At 64.9% G+C, this 24,059-nt stretch carries 26 protein-coding genes and 1 pseudogene; 10 read left to right on the forward strand and 17 right to left on the reverse strand.

The window, feature by feature from the left end; translation table 11 throughout:
* Window positions 1–30: 30 nt before the first annotated feature.
* Window positions 31–1,206, reverse strand: a complete 1,176-nt coding sequence (locus tag BMY71_RS06385; RefSeq protein ID WP_092682532.1) for a DUF2336 domain-containing protein — start codon at window positions 1,204–1,206, stop codon at window positions 31–33.
* Between the two features lie 364 nt (window positions 1,207–1,570).
* The gene (locus BMY71_RS06390) at window positions 1,571–2,665 is read right to left on the reverse strand and encodes a transglycosylase SLT domain-containing protein (protein ID WP_092682534.1); all 1,095 of its coding nucleotides are present in this window, start codon (window positions 2,663–2,665) and stop codon (window positions 1,571–1,573) included.
* Between the two features lie 345 nt (window positions 2,666–3,010).
* Between BMY71_RS06390 and BMY71_RS06395 the strand changes: the two genes are divergently transcribed.
* Window positions 3,011–3,715, forward strand: coding sequence for a hypothetical protein (locus BMY71_RS06395; RefSeq protein WP_244525995.1), 705 nt, complete (start codon window positions 3,011–3,013; stop codon window positions 3,713–3,715).
* Between the two features lie 10 nt (window positions 3,716–3,725).
* On the opposite strand, the gene hisI is transcribed toward BMY71_RS06395, so the two are convergent.
* The gene (gene hisI / locus BMY71_RS06400) at window positions 3,726–4,169 is read right to left on the reverse strand and encodes a phosphoribosyl-AMP cyclohydrolase (protein ID WP_011503639.1); all 444 of its coding nucleotides are present in this window, start codon (window positions 4,167–4,169) and stop codon (window positions 3,726–3,728) included.
* Window positions 4,170–4,294: 125 nt separating this feature from the next.
* Window positions 4,295–4,984, reverse strand: a complete 690-nt coding sequence (folE, locus tag BMY71_RS06405) for a GTP cyclohydrolase I FolE (protein WP_092682536.1) — start codon at window positions 4,982–4,984, stop codon at window positions 4,295–4,297.
* Window positions 4,985–5,250: 266 nt separating this feature from the next.
* On the opposite strand from folE, the gene BMY71_RS06410 reads away from it, so the two are divergent.
* Window positions 5,251–5,697, forward strand: a complete 447-nt coding sequence (locus tag BMY71_RS06410) for an iron-sulfur cluster assembly scaffold protein (RefSeq protein WP_092682538.1) — start codon at window positions 5,251–5,253, stop codon at window positions 5,695–5,697.
* A gap of 31 nt (window positions 5,698–5,728) precedes the next feature.
* On the opposite strand, the gene BMY71_RS06415 is transcribed toward BMY71_RS06410, so the two are convergent.
* The gene (locus tag BMY71_RS06415; RefSeq protein WP_092682540.1) at window positions 5,729–6,628 is read right to left on the reverse strand and encodes a COG3904 family protein; all 900 of its coding nucleotides are present in this window, start codon (window positions 6,626–6,628) and stop codon (window positions 5,729–5,731) included.
* 317 nt (window positions 6,629–6,945) lie between these two features.
* On the opposite strand from BMY71_RS06415, the gene yidD reads away from it, so the two are divergent.
* Both yidD and BMY71_RS06425 read left to right on the forward strand, forming a co-directional pair.
* The gene (gene yidD, locus BMY71_RS06420; protein WP_092683117.1) at window positions 6,946–7,338 is read left to right on the forward strand and encodes a membrane protein insertion efficiency factor YidD; all 393 of its coding nucleotides are present in this window, start codon (window positions 6,946–6,948) and stop codon (window positions 7,336–7,338) included.
* 182 nt (window positions 7,339–7,520) lie between these two features.
* On the forward strand, window positions 7,521–8,813 hold the full coding sequence (locus BMY71_RS06425) for a hypothetical protein (RefSeq protein ID WP_092682541.1): 1,293 nt from the start codon (window positions 7,521–7,523) through the stop codon (window positions 8,811–8,813).
* A gap of 100 nt (window positions 8,814–8,913) precedes the next feature.
* On the opposite strand, the gene BMY71_RS06430 is transcribed toward BMY71_RS06425, so the two are convergent.
* The 5 genes from BMY71_RS06430 to BMY71_RS24820 form a co-directional block, all read right to left on the reverse strand.
* Window positions 8,914–9,582, reverse strand: a complete 669-nt coding sequence (locus BMY71_RS06430) for a DUF3750 domain-containing protein (protein WP_092683119.1) — start codon at window positions 9,580–9,582, stop codon at window positions 8,914–8,916.
* A gap of 262 nt (window positions 9,583–9,844) precedes the next feature.
* Entirely contained in the window at window positions 9,845–10,156 is a 312-nt protein-coding gene (locus tag BMY71_RS06435) for a hypothetical protein (RefSeq protein WP_139202607.1), read from the reverse strand.
* Window positions 10,157–10,262: 106 nt separating this feature from the next.
* Window positions 10,263–11,477 (reverse strand): alpha/beta hydrolase family protein, encoded by a 1,215-nt coding sequence (locus BMY71_RS06440; protein WP_092682545.1) that lies wholly within the window; start codon window positions 11,475–11,477, stop codon window positions 10,263–10,265.
* A gap of 127 nt (window positions 11,478–11,604) precedes the next feature.
* The gene (locus BMY71_RS06445) at window positions 11,605–12,675 is read right to left on the reverse strand and encodes a catalase family protein (protein ID WP_011503648.1); all 1,071 of its coding nucleotides are present in this window, start codon (window positions 12,673–12,675) and stop codon (window positions 11,605–11,607) included.
* 96 nt (window positions 12,676–12,771) lie between these two features.
* A complete protein-coding gene (locus tag BMY71_RS24820) occupies window positions 12,772–12,936 on the reverse strand; it encodes a hypothetical protein (protein ID WP_175557622.1) in 165 nt (54 codons plus the stop codon).
* 318 nt (window positions 12,937–13,254) lie between these two features.
* Between BMY71_RS24820 and BMY71_RS06450 the strand changes: the two genes are divergently transcribed.
* The 3 genes from BMY71_RS06450 to BMY71_RS06460 all read left to right on the forward strand — a co-directional run bounded on the left by BMY71_RS06450 (window position 13,255) and on the right by BMY71_RS06460 (window position 14,195).
* Complete coding sequence (locus BMY71_RS06450) at window positions 13,255–13,464, forward strand: cold-shock protein (protein WP_011441069.1); 210 nt, start codon at window positions 13,255–13,257, stop codon at window positions 13,462–13,464.
* A 102-nt stretch (window positions 13,465–13,566) separates the two neighbouring features.
* Window positions 13,567–13,854: a transcriptional regulator gene (locus BMY71_RS06455; RefSeq protein ID WP_139202608.1), complete on the forward strand. Its 288-nt coding sequence runs from the start codon at window positions 13,567–13,569 to the stop codon at window positions 13,852–13,854.
* A 140-nt stretch (window positions 13,855–13,994) separates the two neighbouring features.
* Entirely contained in the window at window positions 13,995–14,195 is a 201-nt protein-coding gene (locus BMY71_RS06460; RefSeq protein ID WP_011503650.1) for a hypothetical protein, read from the forward strand.
* A 46-nt stretch (window positions 14,196–14,241) separates the two neighbouring features.
* Here BMY71_RS06460 and BMY71_RS06465 read toward each other — a convergent pair whose 3' ends face one another.
* Window positions 14,242–15,360, reverse strand: coding sequence for an MFS transporter (locus BMY71_RS06465; protein WP_092682547.1), 1,119 nt, complete (start codon window positions 15,358–15,360; stop codon window positions 14,242–14,244).
* A 214-nt stretch (window positions 15,361–15,574) separates the two neighbouring features.
* Here BMY71_RS06465 and thrS point away from each other — a divergent pair, with 214 nt between their 5' ends.
* Window positions 15,575–17,638: a threonine--tRNA ligase gene (thrS, locus tag BMY71_RS06470; protein ID WP_092682549.1), complete on the forward strand. Its 2,064-nt coding sequence runs from the start codon at window positions 15,575–15,577 to the stop codon at window positions 17,636–17,638.
* A gap of 15 nt (window positions 17,639–17,653) precedes the next feature.
* On the opposite strand, the gene BMY71_RS06475 is transcribed toward thrS, so the two are convergent.
* Window positions 17,654–18,022: a helix-turn-helix domain-containing protein gene (locus BMY71_RS06475; protein ID WP_092682551.1), complete on the reverse strand. Its 369-nt coding sequence runs from the start codon at window positions 18,020–18,022 to the stop codon at window positions 17,654–17,656.
* Window positions 18,023–18,030: 8 nt separating this feature from the next.
* A complete protein-coding gene (locus BMY71_RS06480) occupies window positions 18,031–18,330 on the reverse strand; it encodes a type II toxin-antitoxin system HigB family toxin (protein ID WP_092682553.1) in 300 nt (99 codons plus the stop codon).
* A gap of 107 nt (window positions 18,331–18,437) precedes the next feature.
* Here BMY71_RS06480 and BMY71_RS06485 point away from each other — a divergent pair, with 107 nt between their 5' ends.
* The gene (locus BMY71_RS06485; RefSeq protein WP_092682555.1) at window positions 18,438–19,001 is read left to right on the forward strand and encodes a nitroreductase family protein; all 564 of its coding nucleotides are present in this window, start codon (window positions 18,438–18,440) and stop codon (window positions 18,999–19,001) included.
* Between the two features lie 3 nt (window positions 19,002–19,004).
* Here the strand turns inward: BMY71_RS06485 and BMY71_RS06490 are convergent.
* Window positions 19,005–21,476, reverse strand: a pseudogene (locus BMY71_RS06490) (putative bifunctional diguanylate cyclase/phosphodiesterase).
* A gap of 261 nt (window positions 21,477–21,737) precedes the next feature.
* Between BMY71_RS06490 and BMY71_RS06495 the strand changes: the two are divergent.
* On the forward strand, window positions 21,738–22,523 hold the full coding sequence (locus tag BMY71_RS06495) for a sensor histidine kinase (protein WP_092682557.1): 786 nt from the start codon (window positions 21,738–21,740) through the stop codon (window positions 22,521–22,523).
* Window positions 22,524–22,672: 149 nt separating this feature from the next.
* Here BMY71_RS06495 and BMY71_RS06500 read toward each other — a convergent pair whose 3' ends face one another.
* The 3 genes from BMY71_RS06500 to BMY71_RS06510 form a co-directional block, all read right to left on the reverse strand.
* Entirely contained in the window at window positions 22,673–22,813 is a 141-nt protein-coding gene (locus BMY71_RS06500) for a hypothetical protein (RefSeq protein WP_244525997.1), read from the reverse strand.
* Between the two features lie 262 nt (window positions 22,814–23,075).
* Window positions 23,076–23,750 carry a helix-turn-helix domain-containing protein gene (locus BMY71_RS06505; protein WP_244525998.1) on the reverse strand — a complete coding sequence of 225 codons (675 nt, stop codon included), beginning with the start codon at window positions 23,748–23,750 and terminating at the stop codon, window positions 23,076–23,078.
* Window positions 23,722–23,988 (reverse strand): hypothetical protein, encoded by a 267-nt coding sequence (locus BMY71_RS06510; RefSeq protein ID WP_041805377.1) that lies wholly within the window; start codon window positions 23,986–23,988, stop codon window positions 23,722–23,724. Before BMY71_RS06510 ends, BMY71_RS06505 begins: the two co-directional genes overlap by 29 nt.
* Window positions 23,989–24,059: the final 71 nt, after the last annotated feature.

Here is a 24,059-nt window from a genome sequence, read left to right on the forward strand (position 1 = left end):
GCGTGTTGAAGAAACGTCGCGTGCGCGCGCCTACGCGGCGATCGGCTCGTTCTGCCAGGCGTGCTCGTCGTGCTCGGCGATCAGTTCGCCGCAGAATGCGCTGGCTTCCTCGCGGGCCGATTCGGTGGCGAAGCGGCGCAGCAGGATCAGCAGCGGGGCCGCCGCGTCGGCGCCGGTCTCGCAGCGCGTCAGCACCCGCTCGACCATCAGCCGGCGCAGCCGCACCGCGCCGCCCTCGCTGCCGACGAAGCCGATCTCGTGCTGCGCCTCCAGCGCGGCACGGAACGCGGCGAAGGTCGACTGCGGCAGGCCGGCGCGCGCCAGGAGCGCATTCAGGCTCGGGCCGCCGCACTCGTGCAGCAGCGACGCCACCCGCGCCTGCGGCAGACCGGACAGTTCGACCAGCGCGTATTCGAACAATTCGCGATTGCCGGACAGCAGCGCGCGCAGGATCAGCCCGGCGGTGAGTTGCGAGGTGGCGCGCAGATGCTGCATCAGCGCGCGCATGTCGTCGCCGCGCGAGCGCGCCGCGACCGTCACGGTCGAGCGATCCAGCGCCTCGCCCACCGCGCGCGCGGCGCGATCCGCCGACAGCCAGCGCCGCGCCACCACGAATTGCTGCAGCGTCTCGGAGAGCTTGGCGATCAGCGCCAGCCGCGTCGCCGCCGGCAGATCCTCCAGCACCAGCATCGACTCGCGGATCGCGGCGAGATGGCCGTGGCGCTCGACGATGCGGTCCCACGAGAACGGCGCGAGTTCGGCGCGGGGATTTTCGATCAGCTCCAGCGCCGCGGCCGGCGAACCGACCTCGGCGATCGCAGCGCACACCGCCGCGGGCAGCCGCACCCGCCGCGCGATCGCGCATTGCACCGCGTCGTCGCCGGTGGCGACGATGTCGACCAGATCGGCGTCGATCAGCAGCGGCGAGAATTCAAGAACCGGCAGCGCCACCGAGGGCTGATCGGCGGCGAGCGCGCGAACGATCGCGGCCGGCGCGCGCGCGCTGCGCGAAAACACCTGCGCCATCGCCTGACGCACCAGCGGCGAGACGTCGTCCAGCATCATCAGCAGCGCGCCTTCGGCGGCGGAGCGATCCTCGGGCGAAAGATCGGAGATCAGCCAGGCCCGCGCCAGCGCCCGGGTGGCTTCAGCGCGCTCGCCCGCGGGCGCGTGACGGATCCAACTGATGAACTGCCGAACAATCATGGGCATTCCGGCTTACGCGAACGACGACATCGTGACGCGATGCCAACGTCATACTTCGTAAACCATGACGCTTAACAAAGGGTTCACCATAACCGCCTGAGTTCGTTGACGTTTCATTAACGATGGCGGGGACGCGCCGGGCCTCGCGCGCCGGCGCCAACTACGTAGTTTGATGAATCGTCGACCGAGGCAGCTTGAGCGCGTGGGCTCGCGCGCCTCGGAGGATGGCGACAAGCGCTGTCCCTCGCTGCTCATCCTTCGAGGCTCGCCGGGGACGGCGAGCACCTCAGGCTGACGCTTTGATGCTTTGCGTCGCTTGCTCTGCAGATGACGCTGAGAGGCTCAGGATTCCGCCTGGAATCGGTCAGTTGGCGAAGGTGCCGCTGCGGTCGCTGAACAGATCGAGCGGTTGCGGGGCACGGACGGTCGGGGTGGCGGACAGGCTGCTGGTCGGCGGCATCGACAGCGCAGTTTCGCCCGATGTCGTCGGCGCGTAGGACAGGCTGGTCGTCGGGGGCGCGGTGGTCGGCGGCGGACCCGACGCGCCGTTCCACAATTGCTGGACCGCCGGCGACACCGGCTCGCTGCGGTCGCCGCCGAGGAACAGGCTGCGGAACATCGGCTCGGAGGATTGCCGCGTCGACGACGCCGCCGCATCGACCGGCGATGTCGCGCTGACCGGCGCGACGTTACGCACGTCCGGGAAGCTCGACAGATAGGCCGCATTGTCGACCGGCGCGGCCGAGGCGAGCAGCATCGCGGCGCCGGCCGGAACCGCGCCGCCGACCGAGGCCATCGCGCTGTGCGTCGCCTGGGAATTCGCCGCCGCATCGTAGCGCGAGGTCAGGTTGTCATAGACCTGCGCCACGGTGCGGGCCTGGCCCGAGCGGTCGTAGAAGATCGACTGGTTGGCGGCGGCGGCATTGGGAAACAGCGCGGCGCCGATCGCGCCTGGATTGTCCTGCGCGGTGCTGATCAGCTTGGCGGCGCCGCCGACGCCCATGAAATGCGCCATGTAAAGTTCGGCGTCGGTCGGACGCCGGCCGATATCACCGGTGAGCTTGAAGCTGTTGGATTGCGTCAGCGCGCCGGCCATCGCCGAGCTGATCACCGGGTCGTTGCGCAGATCCATGATCGCCTGGCGCGCCGCCGGATCGCTGACCGAGTAGCTGCCGGACGCCGATTTGCTGATCGCGTCGGCATATTGGCCGTAGCCGAACTGGCTGCCCGCTTCCTTCACCGTGCCGAGCCAGGTCTGGTCGATGAACTGGAACAGGCCCTTCGCCGAAGAGGTCGAGGCCGCCGCCTGCGGATTGAAGTTCGACTCCATCTTGGCGGTGGCGAGCAGATATTCGAAGGAGGCGCCGGTGGCGCCGGAAGCCTGCTTGATCGCGCCGGCAATCCGCGTCCGCGCCGGATCGACGATCGAGACCGCGGAATTGGAGATTTCGGCCGACATGATTGGGGCCCCTGCTCCCCGAGCTGTGGCGCGACGGCTCGCTCGAGCGTCCACGCTGCCGGAGACCCTGCGCGATCATGGTTAATACGTCGTTAACGATCGCCATCGACGAAGAGCATGATCTTGTCCGAAAACCGGAAACCACTTTTCGGGATCATAGCTTTTCATTTGAGCATGATCTTGTCCGAAAACCGGAACCACTTTTCGGGATCATGCTGTTGCGGCCACAACCGCCTTGCGGGGGCGATCTTTGTACAGGTTTAGAACCGGTTAACCGCGATGTGTTTCGATCTGTTTCAAGCCGGCGCGGATGATCGCTGACAGACCCGGCCGCTGAGGTCGCCAATGACCGCGATTGCAAACTATACTTCCCCGTTCGGCCAGCCGAACGCGCCCGCCGGTCCCGCATCGGGCAGCGCGGCCGGCGCGAGCGCCACCGATTCAGCGACGACGAAGACCACGACACAGGGCGCTGCCGCCACCGTGGTGACGCTGTCCGACCGGGCCAAGGCCGTCCTCGACAAGGCCAATGCCGACAAGGCCGCCGCGGCCGATCTGACATTGTCGTTCGACGAGATCCTGCAGAAGCGCAGCGATGCGCTGACCAGCAAGCTGACCAAGGCCTTCAGCGGGCTGAACGTCAATCTCGACGAGGCGGTGCGGCTCCAGGTCGACAAATTCGGCAACGTCACCACCGAAGGCCCCTGGAAGGCGAAGATCGAAGAGTTCTTCGCGAAAAATCCCGATCTGGCCAAGGAGCTGAAGGCGATCGCCGGCCTCAATGCGCTGAGGGCGGCGAACACCGCGGTCGATCTCTACAACAAGGAGAAGGGGCCGACCGCCGACAGCAAGCAGCAGCAGCGGGCCTGGACCGACTACACCATCCGCTCGATGAACATCCAGACGCTGTCGGGCGTGATGTCGCTGCAGGACGGCAAATTGCGATCGGCCGCAGCGGACTACATTGATACGCTGGCGGACCCCACCGGAGCCAAGGCCGGCCCCGATCCAGTGCAGCGGCAGCGCGAAATCGCCAGTCGCCTGGCCTGACCCGCGCGGTCTATTTCGGATAAATCTTGGCCGGATCGAACAGCCGATCGGCGTCCACCATGGTCAGCAGCGGCGCGCCGGAGCCGTCGCGGTCGATCCGGCGATAGAAGCAGGACTGACGGCCGGTGTGGCACGCAGCCCCCGCCTGCTCGACGCGGAGCCACACCGCGTCCTGATCGCAGTCGACCCTGATCTCCAGCACGCGCTGAACGTGGCCGGAACTCTCGCCCTTCTTCCACAGTCTTTTGCGCGAGCGGCTGTAGTACCAGGCCTCGCCGCTCTGGACGGTTTTCTCCAGCGCTTCCGCATTCATATGCGCAACCATCAACACCTCGCCTGAACGGGCGTCGGTGGTGACACAGGTGACCAGACCGGCCGCGTCGAATTTCGGACGCAGCGCGATGCCCTCCTCGATATCGTCGAGCGCGGGCGATGAAGCAGCGGATGACGTCACGAGCAATTCCCCTTCGCAATCCGGCGACTTAGAGCATGATCCCGATAAGTGGACAGCGGTTTTCGGGATCACGCTCGAACAACAACCTAGAGCGGGATGACGATTCGAAGATAAGTCATCCTGCCCTAGCCGCGACTGCGAATCATCGACATGAACCGCGCCTGCTCCGCCGGATTGTCGCGGAACATGCCGGTGTAGCGGCTGGTGAAGGTCGAGGCGCCCTGCTTGCCGATGCCGCGCACCGACATGCAGGTGTGTTCGGCCTCGATCATCACCGCGACGCCGCGCGGCTTCAGCACCTCGTCGATCGCCGCGGCGATCTGCGCGGTGAGATGCTCCTGAGTCTGCAGCCGTCGGGCGAAGATCTCGACCAGCCGCGCCAGCTTCGACAGCCCGACGACGCGCTCGACCGGCGTATAGGCGATGTGCGCCTTGCCGTAGAACGGCATCACGTGATGTTCGCAATGCGAGGTGAAGCCGATGTCGCGGACCAGCACGAAATCGTCATAGCCCGCCGTTTCCCCGAACGTGCGGTCGAGCACCTCGGCCGGGCACTGGTGATAGCCCTGAAACAGCTCGTCATAGGCCTCGACCACCCGGCGCGGGGTATCGAGCAGGCCTTCGCGGCCGGTGTTCTCGCCGATATAGGCCAGCAGGGTCTTCACCGCCTGCTCGGCCTCGTTGCGCGACGGCCGCGGCTGATCCGGCTGCACCGCGGCAGCGAGAAATTCCGACGGGTCGAGCTCGGCGGGCTGAAATTCGGCGCGGGCGTCCGCGGGCTTGCCGCCGCGCAGCGGCTTGATCTTGGCGTCCATCTTCTCTCCGTTCGACCGTCCCTCGCGGGCCGGATGTGTCACCGGGCAGACGCGGCCAGCCGCCTTGCGTCTTGATCCCCTCAGCGGCCCTCACTGCGCAGCGTCCTCGGCGCATGGGGGCTCACAAGATACGGCCGGCGGTTTCACGCGGCGCGGCGGACTGACTTTCGCAGTCACCCACCCTATATAGGATGATACGCTGGAACCGCCAAGGCAGCCCGTCCGAATCCGTCGGCGGACCGGCGGGACGGCCCGGACCCTTTGGCATGCTGAACGACATCTATAACAAGCGGATTATCGAGCTTGCGGGCAACATCCCGCGGATCGGCCGCCTCCCCGACCCCGACGCGAGCGCCACCGCTCACTCGAAATTGTGCGGCTCGACCGTCAAGATCGACCTCAAGATGGACGGCGACGTCGTCAGCGACTTCGCCCATGAGGTGAAAGCCTGCGCGCTCGGCCAGGCGTCGTCCTCGATCATGGCGAGCCACGTCGTCGGTTCCAGCTCCAGCGAATTGCGGGCGCTGCGCGACACCGTGCGGAAGATGCTCAAGGAGAACGGCGCGCCGCCGGATGGCAAATGGGCCGAGATCGCGATGCTGGAGCCGGTCCGCGACTACAAGGCCCGCCACGCCTCGACGCTTTTGACCTTCGACGCGGTGGTCGATGCGATCGGCCAGATCGAGGCCAGGCGCGAGGGCGCGGACGCGTAAGCGGCTTCATCATGGAGGCCGTGGGTGGTGCTCAACGCGGCGGCGACGTTGCTGCCGGCGCGGTGCCGCCGGTGGGGAGTGCTGCTTCGGCGGTTTTGGTCGAGGCGGCCGAGGGCTGGTGGACGAAGCGTTCCTGCACCGGCTTCGGGTCGGCGGCGGCGACGGCCGTCGCAGCCACGTCGCCGCGCTGCGGCAGCAGATCGGCGATCGCCTGGGTGGTGATCAGATTGGCGTCGCGCAGTTCCTGCGGCGACAGCTCGTGCAGATCCTCCCAGGGCGGGACGCTGAGCGCGAGCGCCAGCAACTCGCCGGTTCCGCCCATTTCGAAAGTGTATTTGGCGAGCCGGCCGATGTCGCGCTCGATGATGGTCAGGTCGTGCGCGGTGTAGGAGGCGGCGCGGGCGTCGTCGGCGCGGTCCCCCATCCAGATCTGGTGGACCCGGACCCGGGCACCGTCGGGCACATAGCGGGTCTTGCCGGACAGCAGCAGGAACACGCACATCGACTCGCAATAGGCCTCCGGCACGATGCTGGAGCGGATCCCCGCCGGCGTTCGGCTCTGCACGCTGACGCCGATGGTGGTCATCAGCCCCATCTTGCGCCAGCGCCGGCCGAGCGTGATCGCATCGTTGACCGAGCCGCCGCTGGAATCCAGCACCACGGCCGCGCCATCGAGCGAACGGCTGCGCGCGAAGTCTTCGAAATCCTTTGGGGTGTCGGCGGTGACGATGCCGATCGCAGTGACCCAACCGCCGCAATTCGGCTCGCAGGCGACCCAGTTGAACCGCATCGGCAGCTTGCGCTGCTCCAGGCTGCCACCGGCCTGCGCCAATTGCGTCGGTCCCGACGCCGCGCCGATCAGCACAAAGCCGAGCGCAACGACGCGCGTCAGCGTCGATTTAGCGAAGCGGGACAAGACAGCGGCTTCCACCGTGACTCCTTCGACTTCGTGCGCGAAAAGCTTCGTTCGCGAAAACGGGAAAGGTTCCCGGCCAAGCCGGCCGAATCTGTCACGCTTACGTTATCTAAAGGTCATGGAAAAACGGGCTTTGATCAATCGCAAACATACCAGTCGGCTGCCTCACGGCGCTCAACAAAGTGCGATATTGTCGGGCTGTTGCGTATTTGCCGTGGCCGTGCGGTTCCGCGCTCAGGAACCCGGCAGTAAGCCGCTCAGGCCTGAGGCACAATGCTTGTTAAAGTCCCAATGCTTGTGAAAGTCCCAGGCTTTTGAAAGTCCCAGTGCGCGTGAAACTGCCCTCCTCCCCCACCGAACTACTCCAGGTGATCAAGCGCGCCCCGCGCAACGCCGGGCGCGGACTGATCTGGCTCTATCGCCACACGCTGTCGCCGCTGGTCGGCTATCATTGCCGGCATCTGCCGACCTGCTCGGTTTACGGCGACGAGGCGATCGGACGGTTCGGACTCTGGGCCGGCGGCTGGATGACGCTGGCGCGGCTGCTGCGCTGCAATCCTTACGGCACCTCGGGGATCGACAACGTCCCAGCCGCCGCCCCGCCCGGCGCGCACTGGTACCTGCCGTGGCGCTACGCGCGATGGCGCGGAGTGAATGCCCCGGCGGCGGAGCACGCGCCATGCGGTTGCGGGTGCAGCGGCAAGGGCAACGTCGCCCCGGACTGACTCCTCGCACCGGGAGTTGACAAAGGTTCCGCGGGTGCCGACAATCCGCGAATTATTTGAACTGCTATTTTTTGTTGCTGCGTTTCAGGACGGATATTTGACGACGATATTTTGCGGAGGATTTTCACGTGTTCGGATTATCCCCGAAGCCTGAATCCCAAATTGTATTTCGCGACTCTCCATTGACAGAAGCGCTTCGCCGCGGCGATTTCGCCATCATCTTCCACTGGTTCTTTCGTTGTTTCGTCGGCGCGGCGATTGCCGGTTTCGTGCTGCTACTCGCCGTCGGGGTGATGACGACCGACAGCAAATTGGCGCTTCGCGCGGTCGCCATCAGCCTGTTCTTCGCGGCAGCCTGCACCGTGAGCGGCTGGCTGCTCGGCCTGCTGTTCGGAATTCCGCGGACGCTGGCGCGGCCGCAGCCGATCGCGGCGACGATCGCACCGGCGAGCGGCGGCGGCACGGATGCGAGCGGCAGGGACAACGCGACCGCGCCCGCAACCGTGACGCCGGCGGTCGCGAGCCGCGTCAACACCAATCTGGAAGATATCTCCGACTGGCTGACCAAGACCCTGGTCGGCGTCGGCCTGACGCAATTGTACTTTGTGCCGCATTATCTCTGGCAATCGGCCAACAAGATCAGCACGGCTGCCAATTTGGGAGATCACGGCGGACAGACGCTGATCCTCGCGCTGTTCCTGTACTTCGCCCCGGCGGGCTTCTGGCTCGGCTATGTCGGCACCCGCACCATCCTGACCAAGCTGTTCGACGAAGTCGAACGGCCGCCGGCGGCAGCCATCAACGCCACCCTCGCGCCCGATGCGCTGAAAATCGATCCGCAGGGCAAACTCGACAAGGCGACCACCGCAGAGGTCAAGGCCGCCGACGCAGCACTTCTGAGATTCCCGATGACCGCGTTGAGCACACCGCGCGAACTCGCCGCATGGGGGGTCGCGAACGCGCGCAACAACAATCTCGACAGCGCCGCGGTCGCGTTGCAGGAGGCCACCCGGGCGGACCCGTCGGATCCGTTATTCAAGCAGGCGCTGGCCAAGGTCTACACCGCCCAATCCCGCAACGACGCCGCGCTGCAGGTTCTCCAGGGCGACAATGACAGCGAGGTCGCTCTGTTCAACGCGCTCTATGAAGCCCCGCCCGGCGGCTTCACCAAGGCGATCGAGATCGGGACGCGGCTGGCGCAGCAGCCCGGCGCGGACGCCAATCTCAATCTGCATATCTGGCTCGCGTCAGCCTACGGCCAGCAACATGCCTATGCGATCAAGACCGACAATTCCGAACTGGCCGCGCAGGCGCGGAGCAACGCGATCAAGGAAGTCGAGGCCGCGCTGAAAATTTCGACGATGATCGCCAAACCGTTGTTGCGGGGGTTGTGGCAGGCCACGCCTGGAACCGCCGACGATGACCTGTCCAGCATTCGGAAGGATGATCCGGACCTCAGTCGATTGCTGCTCTGACGAGAGCGTTTTCGAGCGAAGTGGACACCGGTTCGCGTGACGAAAACGCGTCAGAACTAAACATTCGAACTCTGGTTCTGATTCGATCAGAACCGAAGCCCTAGATCGGACTGAGACCGATGCGGCCGAGGCCGGGGAGCTTGATCGCCGGACGGCGCAGATCGAGGCCGAGCACCGCGCCGAACAGGTTCAGCTCGACGCCTTCGATCCAACCCAGCGTGAGGCCGAGATAACCGCCAAGCGTGGCGCGGATTCCGGTGCCGGACGGCGTCCAGCCGATCCAGCCGCCGTCCCACGGATAGTCCTTGCCGATCGCGGTCGGCGGCAGCGTGGTGCGCAGTTCCGGAACCGCGGCCAGCGCTGCGGCGACGAAGGTGTTGGAGTTCGGCCCCGGCCAGGCGCGATAGTCGCCATAGGCATTGAGCTTGTAGCTCTTGATCGCGGCCTCGATCTTCGGGATCATCACCGCCGCCTGTTCGCCATCGGCGGCCGCGATCACTTGCGGCACGTCGCCGAACCAGCGGCCATCGGCGGCGAAGCCGTTGACGCGGATCGGATCGCCCCACGCGGTGTAGTCGTAGCGAGTGTAGCGCGTCGCACCGGCGGGCTTGACCACGATCCAGCTATGCACCGCGAAAATCCCGCGCCAGCTCACGGTGCGCGCGGCGAACACCCGCACCAGCGGCCCGGGATGCGCAGCCGCCGGCGGCAGCAGGCCGGCGCTGGAGCGGTCCGCCGAGTGCCACGCCACGCTGCGATCGCCCAGCATGTATTTGGCGGCCGACGCGGCGATCGGCACGACGAGCAGAAGCAGCAGCAGGATCACCAGGCGTCTCACGATGATGCGAATGAAGGACAAAGAGGATCGATGATGGCGATATAGGTCGCGCGCCCGGCTTTGCCAGCCGCGCCCCCTGCGACGCAGGCGCGCGATCAAATGAGACGATGATCGTTGATCCGGCTCGCCGACTAAAGCGACGCGTCGCGCGTGCACCGGATTGGTCTCATCGGGCCATCGATCATCATCGCACTCAATCCAAGCGGTCACGCGTCGCGACCGAAACGTGTGTTGCCGTCGCGTTGTTCCCCGCCCGCTCGATCCGGACGTCAGGTTCCTTGCGCGGTTGCAGCCTGTACCACGCGACCTTACCGGGTTCGAATTGGGCGCGGCCGCGCTTCGACCACAATGGCGGGCCGTGGTCGCCGACCACCAGGATCTCGGGCTGTCCCAACGCCGGATCGCGCGCGAGCTGGGCGACGCCCTCGAACACGTCGCGCCAGAGTTCGGCCATGCGGCAGACGTCGAGATGACCGAAACTGCCGCCACGGAAAACCCGCCACACGACGCTGGCTCAAATTACAGCCACGAAAAAGCACGCGCCTTGCGCGGGCGCGTGATGACCGGAGGACGATTCGAAGATGCGTCACGCTGCGACAGGACGCGCGCGCTTACAGCCCGTCGAACCAGGTTTTCCATTGCGGAACGGCGGTGGCGAAGGTGCCGCGATGCGTAGTCGGTCCGGTCGACACCGCCTCGACCTGCTGATTACCGCGGCCGATCGCACGCTGATAGGTCATCGCCAACCGGCCGAGGCGGACGCTGATGACCTCGTCGCTTTCGCCGTAGTAATTGCGGACCGGCGTCTTGACGATCCAGCGATAGGCCGTGGTGGCCGCGACCAGCCGGCCATAGGCCGACGCTGCGAAAAACTGCGGATCGAAATACTCGGCGCGGATCAGCTTGCGCAGATCGGTGGGGATATCGGCGGCATCGTAGGGCTGGCGCTGATAGGCCTTGCGGGAAATCTCGAAGGCCTCTTCGGTGATCAGCGCGCGCGCCAATCCGGGGACGCCGTAGTAATTCTCGAACGAAAACGACGACAGGATGAACAGTGTCGTCACCCAGCTCGCATCGTTCTTGCGCGGGAAGCTCAGGAAGCCGTTCAACGCGACGAAAACATCGACCGGCGCGCTCGCCGTCGCGGCGGCCGCGACCGGCACGCCCGCGTTCTCCAGCCTTTCGAGAAACGCCATAGTGACGAAGCCGCCCTGCGACCAGCCCGCGAGAAACAGCTTCGTCGCACTCAGTTTCATGTGTTCGAGCACCGCGCGGCTCGCCGACAGCATGTCGTGGGTCGCCTGCTGATGGCTCTGCTTGACCATGTAGCCTTCCGGCTCGGTCGAATGGCCCATGCCGAAGTAATCAGCGCCGATCAGGATGCGACCCTGCCCCGCGAATTGCGCGATCATCAGCGCGGTTTCGGGCGATTTGTCCGGGAACGACGGCACCTCCTGTTTGTCGTACACCGTGCCGTGCTGGTACGACACCATCGGAAACGACGCGCCATCGAGTTCTGGCACGGCGATCAGCCCGGTGGCGCTGATCGGCCTGTTGCCACGCTCCGGGACAACCGAGGAATAGGTCACGCGATACAGACGCACCGCGTTGGTCGCCGGCGTGTAGCTGACCGGAATGCCGGCGAATTGCGGGGTGTCGGTGGTCAGGATCTTGTTGAGCCGATCGACGTCCCAGCGATCGATGTAATCGTAGGACACTCCGGAAACGACCTGCACCGGCCCCTGTTGTTGCGCCACGGCGGGCGACCACGCCAACGCTGCCGCCGCCGCCACCCCGACCGCAATCCGAACCAGCCCTGTCTTCATCGGCCACCGAGGATGTATCAGACCGCGCGCCGCGCCTGCACGACGGCGCTGCGCGCGCAACGGGTGTAACGAATGACCCGTAAAGATAACGTTCCGGAGCGGCGGCGCGCGCCGCGCCGCCCTCGCCTCACGCCGGCTCGTGGATCGGGCAGCGGTTGAAGCGGGCACGAAAATCCGCGGAATGGCGGTAGGCGTCGCGGCGGGCGCGGTTGATGTTGCCGAGCGGCTGGTGCGCCGCAAGCCCGGTCCAGACGCTGAACCGCATCGCCTCGTCCACCGCCTGAACCCGCTCTTTCGCCCAGCTGTCCTGATGCGGAATCATCACCAGGCCGACGCGCTGGAACGGCGCGTCCGCTTCGTCCCATAGCGCGGTGGCGTCCTCGATCGGCTGCTTGTCGAGATCGCGGCAGAGCTGCACCCGCAACTCCCACACGCCGTCGATCACACCCATTTCCTTCTGCACCGTTTCGCGGATCGCGTTCGGCCGATCAGTTGCGTCGATCGCGTTGCCGGTCAGCGCGCGAAGCGCTGTCGCGACCGGCGCGAGGCTGAATTTGGCGATGTAGTCGCCATAGCGGAACGGCGTCACACTGTAGTAGGTCTCGCCGAGCGGATCGATGTTCGGCGCTCCGCCGAGCGCCTGGATCGTCGAGCTCTCGATGCCGACCGCCTCCAACGCGGTGTTGACGCCGCGTAGCGCCGCCGACAACGCGACCTTGGCGCCTTCCATCCGGTCGGTGGTTCTGGCGAGCAGCTTCAGGCTGGCGTGAAACTGGCTGGCTGTCTTGACCAGGAACACCGGGCCGTTGACCATGACGAAGTCCTGCGTCGCGCCCTCCGCGCCCGGCAACCGCGGACCTTCGACATCGAGCACCTTCAGAGCAAGTCCGCGCGGCAGCGAGATGGCGTCGGGCAGGATGTCGCCGGCATTGGTCGACAGCCGCATGTAGACCTTGTGCTCGCCAGGCTTGGCGAACATGCCCTGCGCCAGTTCGGACGGAAGATGATCGTCGATCAGCAGCTTGCCTTCGAGAATGCCGTGCGACTTGGCGTGAACCGAGCGCACCGCGTGGCCGTAATCACTCGCGGTGGTCTCGAGGATGTGGTTGAAGGTTCGACGCAGTCCGCGGATCGTCTCGGTTTCGTCCGGCTGCACCTGCTCGACATCGGGCGCGTAACGGACGGGGCTCACGGGCATCTCGGGGTCTCCTGCTTTCGGTGGTGAGCGGAAAAGCAGGGGATGACGATTGGTTCCGTCCGACGCCAGCGTTGCGGCCGGCGGAACCGTGATGCGTCAACCGCTCGCGGTCGAGTCAGTATCCGGTAGTTCCGCTCTCTCGGATTGCAGATCGCCGATCAGCAGCAGGATGCAATGTTCTGCGAACTGATCGCTGACATCGAAAAGAAATTGCAGGTCGTGAGCGATCTTGACGTCGAACTCCGCGCATTTCTCACTCATCAACTAATCCCATACCGAAACTGGGCGGGAGCGCGCGAAGCGGTCTCATCACCGATGGAGGCCGAGGATCACGCGGTGATGCAAACACACTGACCTCAGGGACGCCGCATTGCCATCCAATGATGCGCAGCGTCGAGGCTGCAAAACAGCCGCGACAGATACGCCGCTTGTGTTTGCCGGCTGTTTCGGTTAAGGTCCTTAAATTCGATTAGCCGCTGTGACTTTCTGAACGCGCCTGCGGGCTCCTTCCCAAAGACATCGATTAGTTGAACGACGACGTGTGATCGTCACGCGTCTATATGCTTTGGAGAAGACAAGATGCCGACAGGAACCGTGAAGTGGTTCAATGGACAAAAGGGCTTCGGCTTTATCGCGCCGAACGACGGTGGCAACGATGTGTTCGTTCACATCAGCGCCGTTGAGCGCGCCGGGCTTTCGGGCCTCGCGGAAGGCCAGAAGGTGAATTTCGAGCTCAAGACCGACAAGATGCGCGGTAAGACGAGCGCGGAGAATCTCGAGCTGGTTTAACCAGCCATCTTCGTTTCACGGATGTACTGAAACGGAAGGTGTGACCCGCTCGATCGGTTTCGATTGAGCGGGCGTCGCCGTGTGTTCAAGGAGGATCTCAAGATGGTCGAGAAGAGCGTCGTAGAGCGATCCCCCGCAAGCCTCGACCGGGCGCGCAAGAAGCAGCTCGCCAGCGAAGAAGGCGCGCGCACGATGGCCCAGTTCCAGACGGAAGCGGTCAACGTGCGCAAGAACATGGAGCGCCTCCGGGCGCTCCGGCTCGCCAAGCAGGCGCAGGCCGAGAGCGACGCGCAGACCGCGGCGGAGAACGCCCCCCCCCGGCCAAGAAAAAATCGCGCAAGAAGGCCTGATCGGGCGAAAGCGACGCGTTTTCAGACATCCTGGAGCTGAGCCTGCCTCGCTCGAGCCTTCCTGAAATTGAACCTGCCTGAAATTGAACCTGCGTGAAATTGAACTGACTGAACTGAACGACCTCGATTGAGCTGCCTGGAGCTGAGCCCGTCCGTAATTAATCCTGTCTGGAGTTGAGAATGGCCGTGCCTGACGACTTCAGATTGATTCGGGAAATCCGCGACGCCGGCGGACGCAAGCAAGTCTTCAGCCCGCGCGAACAGCGCAAATACGAGGATCTGGTGGTGCTGGGCTGGCTGAAGCGCTCGCCCCCGCTGGAAACCAAATCGGCCTTCTATCAGATCACCGACCGCGGCCGATCCGCCGCGACACGCGGCTGATTCGACGGCGCCGACGCGCGGTCGGCGCACAAGCCAGCAAAACGCCCTACCCTTTTCGCTCGCGCGTTGCGAGCAGCACCGCGGCGAGCGCCAGCGCGATCAGCGCCATTGCGGCGAAGCCGGCGACGCGCGGCAGACCCGCCGCGAACAATGCGCCGCCGATCGCCGAGCCGATGGCCTGGCCGACATAGAGCACCGACGTATTGAGCGACATCGTGGCGCCGGCGAGCGACGGATCCGCGGCCACGAGCCGCACCTGCTGCATCGAATTGGTCGCAGCGAAACCGAGCCCCCAGATCGCCACGCCGAGCGCCATCACGGCGTAGATGCCGGCGCCGACCGACCACAGCGTGATTCCGGTCAGCATCAGCGACACGAACAGCACCGATGTGTTGAACGCGCCCCAGCCGTCGACGATGCGGCTTGCGATCATGTTGCCGACGAAACCTCCAACGCCATACAGCGCGAAGGCCAGCCCGATCTGCGCCGCCCCGGCGCCGGTGAGCCCCAGCAGCAGCGGGCCGATATAGGTGAAGACCACGAACTGGCCGGACGTGTGCAGCGCGGTGATACCGAGCAGCGTCAGGATCGGACGGCTGCGGCCGACCGCGACCCAGGTCCGCAGGTCGACCGGCGCCGCCTTCAGGCCGCCGGGGAGCCGCAGCGCCAGCAGCACGACGCTGAGGCAGCCGAGCGCGCCCAGCACGACAAAAGCGGCGCGCCAGCCGTAATGGCTGGCGACATAGGTGACCAGCGGCACGCCGAACGCCACAGCCAGCGACCAGCCCAGGAACACATAGGTCATGGCGCCGCCGCGCCGCTCCGGCGGCGTGATCAGCGCGACGGCCCCGGCCGATTGCGGGGTGTAGAGCGAGCCGACCGACAGGCTGATCAGGCGGATGATCAACAGCGCGGCATAGCCCGGCGCGAGCGCCGAGGCGAAATTCGCCAGCGTCATCACCAGCAGCGTCGCGGTGAGCAGCAGGCGGCGCTCGATCCGGCTGGTCAGCCATGCCGTCAGCGGCGAGCCGATGCACAGCACCACCGCGCCGAAGGTGATCAACAACCCCGCCTCAGCGATGGTGACGCCGAGATCGGCGGACAATTCGCCGAGCATCCCGGCCGGCGCCAGAACCGAGGTTCCGGTGACGAAATTGCCGAGCATGAGGGCGGTGGGCGCGAACGAGCGGGACACCGCGAGAGGCTAGCAGGAACTCGATGCAAGTGCATTAACTTTCGGCGACGGCCGCCCGCCTCCGGATTTGCCGGGGCGGAGGGCGGGAATCCGCCTCGCCTTTCTTGCATCGCCGGAATCGGCTGCTATATCGCTCGTCCGCTTACCTGCGCTCGTGTGCAGGAGTGAGCCAGAGGAGAACGACATGACCGACAAGACCCCCGCCGACAAGAACCTGCCCGCCGGCTCCGGCTTTCAATACACCCTCTCCAATCTCAAGCCGGCGGTGAACGCCGAACAGATCACCGTCACCTTCCCGGACGGCAAGACCCGCGATTATCCGCGCGGCACCACCGGGCTCGAGATCGCCAAGGGGATCTCGCCGTCGCTGGCCAAGCGCACCGTGGTGATGGCGCTGAACGGCGTGCTGACCGACCTCGCCGATCCGATCGACGACAACGCCGCGATCGATTTCGTCGCGCGCGACGATTCCCGCGCGCTGGAATTGATCCGCCACGATTGCGCGCATGTGCTCGCCGAAGCCGTGCAGGCGCTGTGGCCGGGCACCCAGGTGACGATCGGCCCGACCATCGAGAACGGGTTCTATTACGACTTCTTCCGCAACGAGCCGTTCACGCCCGAAGACTTCGCGGCGATCGAGAAGAAGATGCGCGAGATCATCGCGCGCGACAAACCCTTCACCAAGGAAGTCTGGACCCGCGACCAGACCAAGCAGGTGTTCGCCGACAATGGCGAGATGTTCAAGGTCGAGCTGGTCGACGCGATCCCCGCCGACCAGTCGATCAAGATCTACAAACAGGGCGACTGGTTCGATCTGTGCCGCGGCCCGCACATGACCTCGACCGGCAAGATCGGCTCGGCCTTCAAGCTGATGAAGGTCGCCGGCGCGTATTGGCGCGGCGACAGCAACAATCCGATGCTGACCCGGATCTACGGCACCGCCTTCGCCAAGCAGGAAGACCTCGACGCTTATCTGAAGCAGATCGAGGAAGCCGAGAAGCGCGATCACCGCCGGCTCGGCCGCGAACTCGACCTGTTCCACTTCCAGGAGGAAGGACCGGGCGTGGTGTTCTGGCACGCCAAGGGCTGGAGCGTATTCCAGTCGCTGGTCGCCTATATGCGCCGCCGGCTGGCGGGCAATTACGACGAGGTCAACGCGCCGCAGATTCTCGACAAGGTGCTTTGGGAGACTTCGGGCCATTGGGATTGGTACCGCGAGAACATGTTCGCGGCGCAGTCGGCCGGCGAGAACGCCGAGGACAAGCGCTGGTTCGCGCTGAAGCCGATGAACTGCCCGGGCCATGTGCAGATCTTCAAGCACGGCCTCAAGAGCTATCGCGATTTGCCGCTGCGGATGGCCGAATTCGGCATCGTGCATCGCTACGAGCCGTCCGGCGCGATGCACGGCCTGATGCGCGTGCGCGGCTTCACGCAGGACGACGCCCATGTGTTCTGCACCGAGGCGCAGCTCGCCGAGGAATGTCTCAAGATCAACGACCTGATCCTGTCGACCTATTCCGACTTCGGCTTCGACGGCGAACTCACCGTGAAGCTGTCGACCCGGCCCGACAAGCGTGTCGGCACCGACGAGATGTGGGATCACGCCGAGCGGGTGATGGCCACTGTGCTGTCGGAGATCAAGGCGCAGGGCGATAACCGAATCAAGACCGAGATCAATCCGGGCGAAGGCGCGTTCTACGGGCCGAAGTTCGAATACGTGCTGCGCGACGCGATCGGCCGCGACTGGCAATGCGGCACCACCCAGGTCGACTTCAATCTGCCGGAGCGGTTCGGCGCGTTCTACATCGACGCCGACGGCGCCAAGAAGGCCCCGGTGATGGTGCATCGCGCGATCTGCGGCTCGATGGAGCGCTTCATCGGCATCCTGATCGAGCACTTCGCCGGCAACTTCCCGCTGTGGCTGGCGCCGGTGCAGCTGGTGGTCGCGACGATTACCTCGGAAGGCGACGAATACGCCAAGAAGGTGGTCGCCGCGGCGCGCCGCGCGGGCCTGCGCGTCGACATCGACCTCCGCAACGAGAAGATCAACCTCAAGGTGCGCGAGCATTCGCTGGCCAAGGTCCCGGCGTTGCTGGTGGTCGGCAAGAAGGAAGCCGAGACCCATTCGGTCTCGGTCCGCCGGCTCGGCAGCGACGGCCAGACCGTGATGGCGACCGCGGACGCGATCGCAGCGTTGGTCGACGAGGCGACGCCGCCGGACGTCAAGCGGATGCGGGCGCAGGGTTGAGCCAGACGCGAGGCGTCACGCCGCCTCGCTTGCGCCCTTGATCAGGGACTCGGCCGGAATGCCGAGCCCCTGATGCAGTTTGCGGATCATCGGCAGCGTCAGGCCGCGTTTGCGGTTGAGCACTTCGTGGACACGATTGCGGCTGCCAATATACGGAATCAGGTCGCGCGGCTCGAGACCGCTCTGCTCCATGTGATAGCGGATCGCCTCGACCGCATCGGGCAGATCGAACGGATAGTGCTTACGCTCCCACGCCTCGACCAGCGTGACCAGCACGTCGAGCCGGTCGCCCTCCGAGGTGTTGCGCCGTGCACCCATCAGCGTCTCGATCTCCTTGAGAACCCGGCGATAGTCGCGCTGTGATTTGATCGGAAGCACATCCATGACGATCCTCAAACGATCTGTGCGTCGATCGCATCATAGTCGCGATGCGTTCCGACGAAGCGGATATAGACGACGCGATAGGGATAGTTGATCCAGACCACGATCCGATATTTGTTGCCGGCGATGTTGAACACCGCGCGCCCGTCTTTCAGGATACTGACGGTTCGGATATCCCGCTTCAAGTCCGCGGGCTTGCCCCAATCCGCCGACCGGACATGCCTGAACCAGGCCATCAGCGGTTCGCGCGCATCATCGACGCCGGTGCGCGAAAGGAATGCCTTGATCGTGCTGAGCGCTATCACCCTCACCCGACCATCCTAGCATGGTCCCATTTTGGGACCAAGCCGAAAGTGAACGCCATCGGCGCAGCGATGTGCTAGGAGGCCGCCTGCCCTGACGTGAAAGAGCTGGAAACATGCCCGATCCCATCGATTTTCTGAAGACCCGCCGTTCGGTGAAGCCGCGTGAGATGAGCGGGCCCGGTCCCTCGCCCGAGGAGCTGGACACCATCCTCACCGTCGGCGCGCGGGTGCCGGATCACGGCAAGATCGCGCCGTGGCGGTTCATCGTGTTCGAGGGCGACGCCGGCGCGCGCGCCGGCGAGGTGATCGGCGAGGTGTTTGCGCGCAACAAGCCGGAGGCCACGCCCGAGGAGATCGCAGCCGAGCGCGCCCGCCTCACCGAAGCGCCTTTGGTGATCGCGGTGGTGAGCGCGCCGAAGCCGCATCCGAAGGTGCCGGCCTGGGAGCAGGAATTGTCGGCCGGCGCCGCCTGCCTCAACATCGTCACCGCCGCCACCGCACTCGGCTACGGCGCCAACTGGCTGACCGGCTGGATCGCCTATGACCGCGACGTGCTGACCGGTCTCGGACTGAAGGATGGTGAACAGCTCGCCGGCTTCATCCATATCGGCACACCGACCCGAGCCAACGAAGACCGCCCGCGGCCGACGCTGGCGGAGATCGTGACGAGGTTCTGAGGCTCACGCCGCCTGCGACGCCCGGCGGCCGAACTTCCTCAGCAGGCCGTCGATCTCGCATGCCGGGCGCGCCGGGCTGAACAGGAAGCCCTGCACTTCGTGGCAGCCTTCGCCGCGCAGCGCTTGAAGCTGGTCGATGGTTTCGACGCCTTCGGCGAGCGTGGTGATGTTCAGGCTGCGGCCGAGGCCGGCGATCGCGCGCACGATCGCGAGGCAATCCGGCCGCTCGGTGAGATCCGTGACGAAGGAGCGGTCGATCTTGATCTTGTCGAACGGGAAACTGCGCAAGTAACTCAGGCTGGAATAGCCGGTGCCGAAATCGTCCATCGAAATCCGGACGCCGAGACTGCGGAGCTGGTGCAAGGTCGCGAGATTGGCCTCGCTGTCGGCGAGAAACAGCGATTCGGTGATTTCCAGTTCGAGCCGGCGCGGCGACAGCCCGGATTGCGCCAGCGCCGAGATCACCACCTGCACCAGATTGCGGCTGCGGAATTGCACCGGCGACAGATTGACCGCGAGCTTGATGTCGTCCGGCCATCGCGCCGCCTCGATGCAGGCCTGCCGCAGCACCCATTCGCCGAGGCCGACGATCAGCCCGATATCCTCGGCGATCGGAATGAAATCCGCCGGCGAGATCATCCCGCGTTCGATATGGCGCCAGCGCAGCAGCGATTCGAAGCCACTGATGCGATCTTCTGCCAGATCGATCAGCGGCTGATAGTGCAGTTCGAACTCGCCGCGCGCGAAGGCGTGGCGCATATCGAGCTCCATGTCGCGGCGGATCTGCGCCTGGCGGTCCATCTCCTTCTCGAAGAAATGATGGCAGCCGCCGCCATGCGCCTTGGCGCGATACAGCGCCATGTCGGCGTTGCGCAGTAGGGCGTCGCAATCCTCGCCGTCGCCCGGCGCCAGCGCGATCCCGATCGAGGCGCCGATCACCACTTCGAGGCCGTCCATGTCGTAGGGCGCGCTGACGATCTCGATCAGCCGCGCGGCGAAGTCGCTGGCCTCGTTCGGCGACGTGACCTGCGCCAGCACGATCGCGAACTCGTCGCCGCCGAACCGCGCCACCAGATCCTGTCCGCCGACCTGCGCCCGCAGCCGCTCGGCGACGCAGCGCAGCAGCCGATCGCCCATCGGATGGCCGAACGAGTCGTTGACGTTCTTGAACAGATCGAGGTCGATGCACAGCACCGCGACCCTGGCGCCGCCGGCCCGCCCCTGCTCCAGCGCCTGCTGCAGCCGCTCCTAATACAAGGCGCGGTTCGGCAGATTGGTCAGACCGTCGTGATGCGCCATATGGGCGATCTTGGCCTCGGCCTTGCGGCGCTCGGTGATATCGACCACCACGACGAGAAATCCGTCGCGGCCGTCGAACACCACGCGGCGGCCGAAGGTCAGCACCTGGATCTCACTGCCGTCGGCCTTGATGTGGCGCCAGTTGCCGCCGGACTGGTAGCTATCGCCGACGTGCAGCAGCGCATGGCTGTGCGAGGCCCATTCGTCGCGCGGCCAGATTTCGCGCAGCGTCATCCGCAGAAAGGCGTCGCGGTCGTAGCCGTAGTGCTGCACGGCGGCGTCGTTGACGCTGAGGAATTCGGTGGTCGTCGCGTCGAACACCCACATCGGCATCGGATTGCCGTCGAACAACAGACGAAAGGATTCCTCGCGCTTCTTCAGCGACGTGATGTCGGAGATCGTCAGCGAGACGATGTCGCCGAAGGCGGTGGCGCCGAGGCTGAGATTGCGGTCGTCGCTGTCGATCGCGATGGTGTCCTGGCCGCCTTTGTCGATCAGCGCGAGCAATCGCGCGACCACGGCCGGCTCGCACAGCATATGCCGGCCGGCGGACAGCCGGCTCCATTGCAGCATCTCCACCGGCTGCCGCAGCAATGCCGAAGCGCCGTCGTTGAGATGCACGATCTGGAAATCGAACGGCCGATCATCCGCGTCGCGGATCGCGGTCAGCGAAACGATGCCGTCGTCGGTCGAGGAGAAGATCGCGTCGAGCAGATTGTAGCGGAAGCCGTCCTCGTTGACATAGACGCCGATCAGCGTGCCGCCCCAGCGCGACGATGTCGGCAGCGCCAGCAGCACGTATTTCTGGACGATGCCGTCGCGCACGAAATGCGCCGTGCCGAGATAGGGCCGCAGATTCTGCTGCGCGCCCGACGCCGCCTGCATCAGCGCCGTGGCGCAATCCGGCGGCAGCGCGTCGAGTGAGATGTCCCAGCGCTCGTCGCCCAGCCATTGCTGAACGTAGCGGCCGGTGCGCGACACACCCGGCTCTCCGCCCGAAAGCTGAAGCAGCACCATGTGATCGGCGAGCCGGCCGAGGCTGCCGAGCATCACCTCTTCATAGCTCGGCAACGTCTGTCCAGGCTGGACTGCCGCTTGCCATTTCCGCTGCAAAATAGCGAGGTCGGCGGCGAGTTGAGTCGTCAGCGTCTCGGAATTCGTTCTTACGGCCGTCACGTGTCGCGTCTCCGCGCCCAATCGACTCTCGGCCGCAGTCCACGTGTTCCGCGTTAAGACGATGTAAACGCAGCAACGCTCGGCAGGAAAACGGCTGATTATGATATTTTTATGTCGCCTGATGGTTAGTTCGCCTTAGTGACTGTGACAGGCGATGCCTCCAGGTAACTGCCAGATATATGCCCGCGTTAGCCCCCCACGACGCCGCGCTACATATCGATATCGTTTGCTTTTTGCGGTCGGCAGGGGGTAGAATCAGCCATGTCGCAGATTGATGGATCAGGCGAAATCATTCGCCGCTCTCCTCACCCGGCAGACCCTGACGATCTGCTGGTCGCGGAGAACAATAGTCTCCGATTACTGCTGTCTCAGGCCAAGATCGACGCGTGGGATCTTTATTCTCAGGCCCTGATCGATGCAAAGGGGCGCGAGACCGCGGACCAGTTGCAGAAACTGATCCTCGAAGAACTGCATCACCGCATCAAGAACATGCTCGCCACCGTGATCGCTATCACCTCGCAGAGCCTGCGCGGCGTCAAGGATGCTGAACATGCGCGGCTGGCGATCGAAGGCCGGTTGATCGCGCTCGGCAAGGCTCACGATCTGCTGTTGCAGGAACGATGGGCCAGCGCGGACCTCGGACAGATCGTGCGCGGCGCGATCAAGGCGTTCGACGATCCCGGCACATCCACGATCGCGGTCACGGGCCCGGACGTCCGGCTGGCGGCGGGCGAAGTCATCGCGATCGCGATGACGATCAACGAGCTTTGCACCAACACGACGAAATACGGAGCGCTGTCGGTCCCGGGCGGCCGGGTCGATATCGTCTGGTCACTGGACCCGGCGACGCGGCGGCTGCATTTGAGCTGGACCGAACATGACGGACCGCCGGTGCAGTTTCCCGAGCGCCGTGGCTTCGGCACGCGCCTGATCGAAACGCTGGGCAGGCAATTGAACGGCACAGTGGAGGTCCGTTACGATCCCGCCGGCTTTGCCTATGAACTGGACGTACCATTGGCGTCGCAGGCGGCGCCGACGCCGGTTTAGTGCATGATCCCGAAAAGTGGACACCGGTTTTCGGAAAAGATCATGCTCAAACAAGAACCCGGAGCAGGATGACGATTCGAAGATAAGTCATCCTACTCAAGAGCTTTTCCGGTTCTGATCGAATCACCGCCACTCGGCGCGCGTTCGGTTCACGGGATCGATCCTTCGGGTTCGACGCTGTCGGCGTAGGTCTTCCAGGACCGGCCGCAGGCGGCGCAATGCCATTCATTGACCACCGCGGTCGCCGAATAGTTGGAGCGGCTGGGTGCGACGACGGCATGGCCGCACACGCAGGAGTCCGTTCCGAGAGGATTCGAGCGCCGCGGATCCGTCAAACCGTCACCTGGCCGGCCGAGCGACGATCCAGGCCTTGCAGATCGTGAATGGTTTCGATGATCGCACGCACAGCGCTTCTCCCTCGCAGGGCGGGAGCGCGGTCGCGTCTCTCAGTCACCGTTGCCCGGGAAGCTCCTGTGCGGCGATCTGAAAGATATGGTGACTGTGAGCAGCAGTTACCAGAGCGCAGTTCGGGCGCCGGCGCGCGTCAATGCATCAGGAGGTGTCGATCTCGCGCAGACCGGCGCGATCAAGAAATGTGACCGTTCGACCTTTGGTCAGGTCGATGATGCGCAACTCCTGCAGTTTCGTCAGGCAACGCGAGACCGTCTCGTTGCTGAGGCCCAGGTAATCGGCGATATCCATTCCGCACATCGGGAGGCTCATGATGCCGTCAGTCGCGAGGCGGCGATCCATCTCGAGCAGGAACGCGGCGACCCGCTCCGACGCAGACTTCCTGCCCAACAGCATCAGGTGGTCTTGCGCGCTTCGCAAATCGTCCGCCACGATGTTGCAAAGCCTCCAGGCGAGTTTCGGATCGCTGCTGGCTGCGCGTTCGAGATCATCGCGCCGCACCGCCAGCGTGGTCGTCTTGACGACCGCTTCGGCCTCCAGACTGCGGACCTCGCGGGTGTACAGACCGAAGATTTCGCCCGGCAGATGAAACGCGCTCAAATGCCGGCGCCCATCGGAGAGATAGTGGGTCGCTCGAACTGCGCCTTGAACGACCGCGTAAACGTGATGCGCAGGCTCGTCCCTTGCGTAGATTCGTTCGCCCTTGCTGTAGCAGCGCTGGTTCGACCGAACCCCCGCCGCGCGCGAAAGCAGACCGATTTGCGTCTCGTGACACGCGCAATCATCGTCAGTTTGCAAGAGCATCGCGCCCACCATGGCCCTGTCGGCACCCGATGCAATCGCGCAGACACTCGCGCATCGTAACAAGAGCGACATCGCCAAGCCTGACGTGGTCGCTCTCCCCGGACGCAACAAGCACAAGCACCTTGTCCGCCAGACATGCCTTGATGGCCGGAATGCCCTCGGCGTTCGACAGTCCCTTGATGGCGTGTTCGAAAGCCCTGCTCAGCAGATGGAACTGTCCGGGCAATATCGCAGAACGCAGGCCAGCCATCGGTCTCACTTTCAAAATAGAACTAACAAGCGCGATCCCCCGAGCAAGCGTGCGGCGCATCGCTCGGGGGA

This window comes from Rhodopseudomonas pseudopalustris (assembly GCF_900110435.1).
Classification (GTDB): domain Bacteria; phylum Pseudomonadota; class Alphaproteobacteria; order Rhizobiales; family Xanthobacteraceae; genus Rhodopseudomonas; species Rhodopseudomonas pseudopalustris.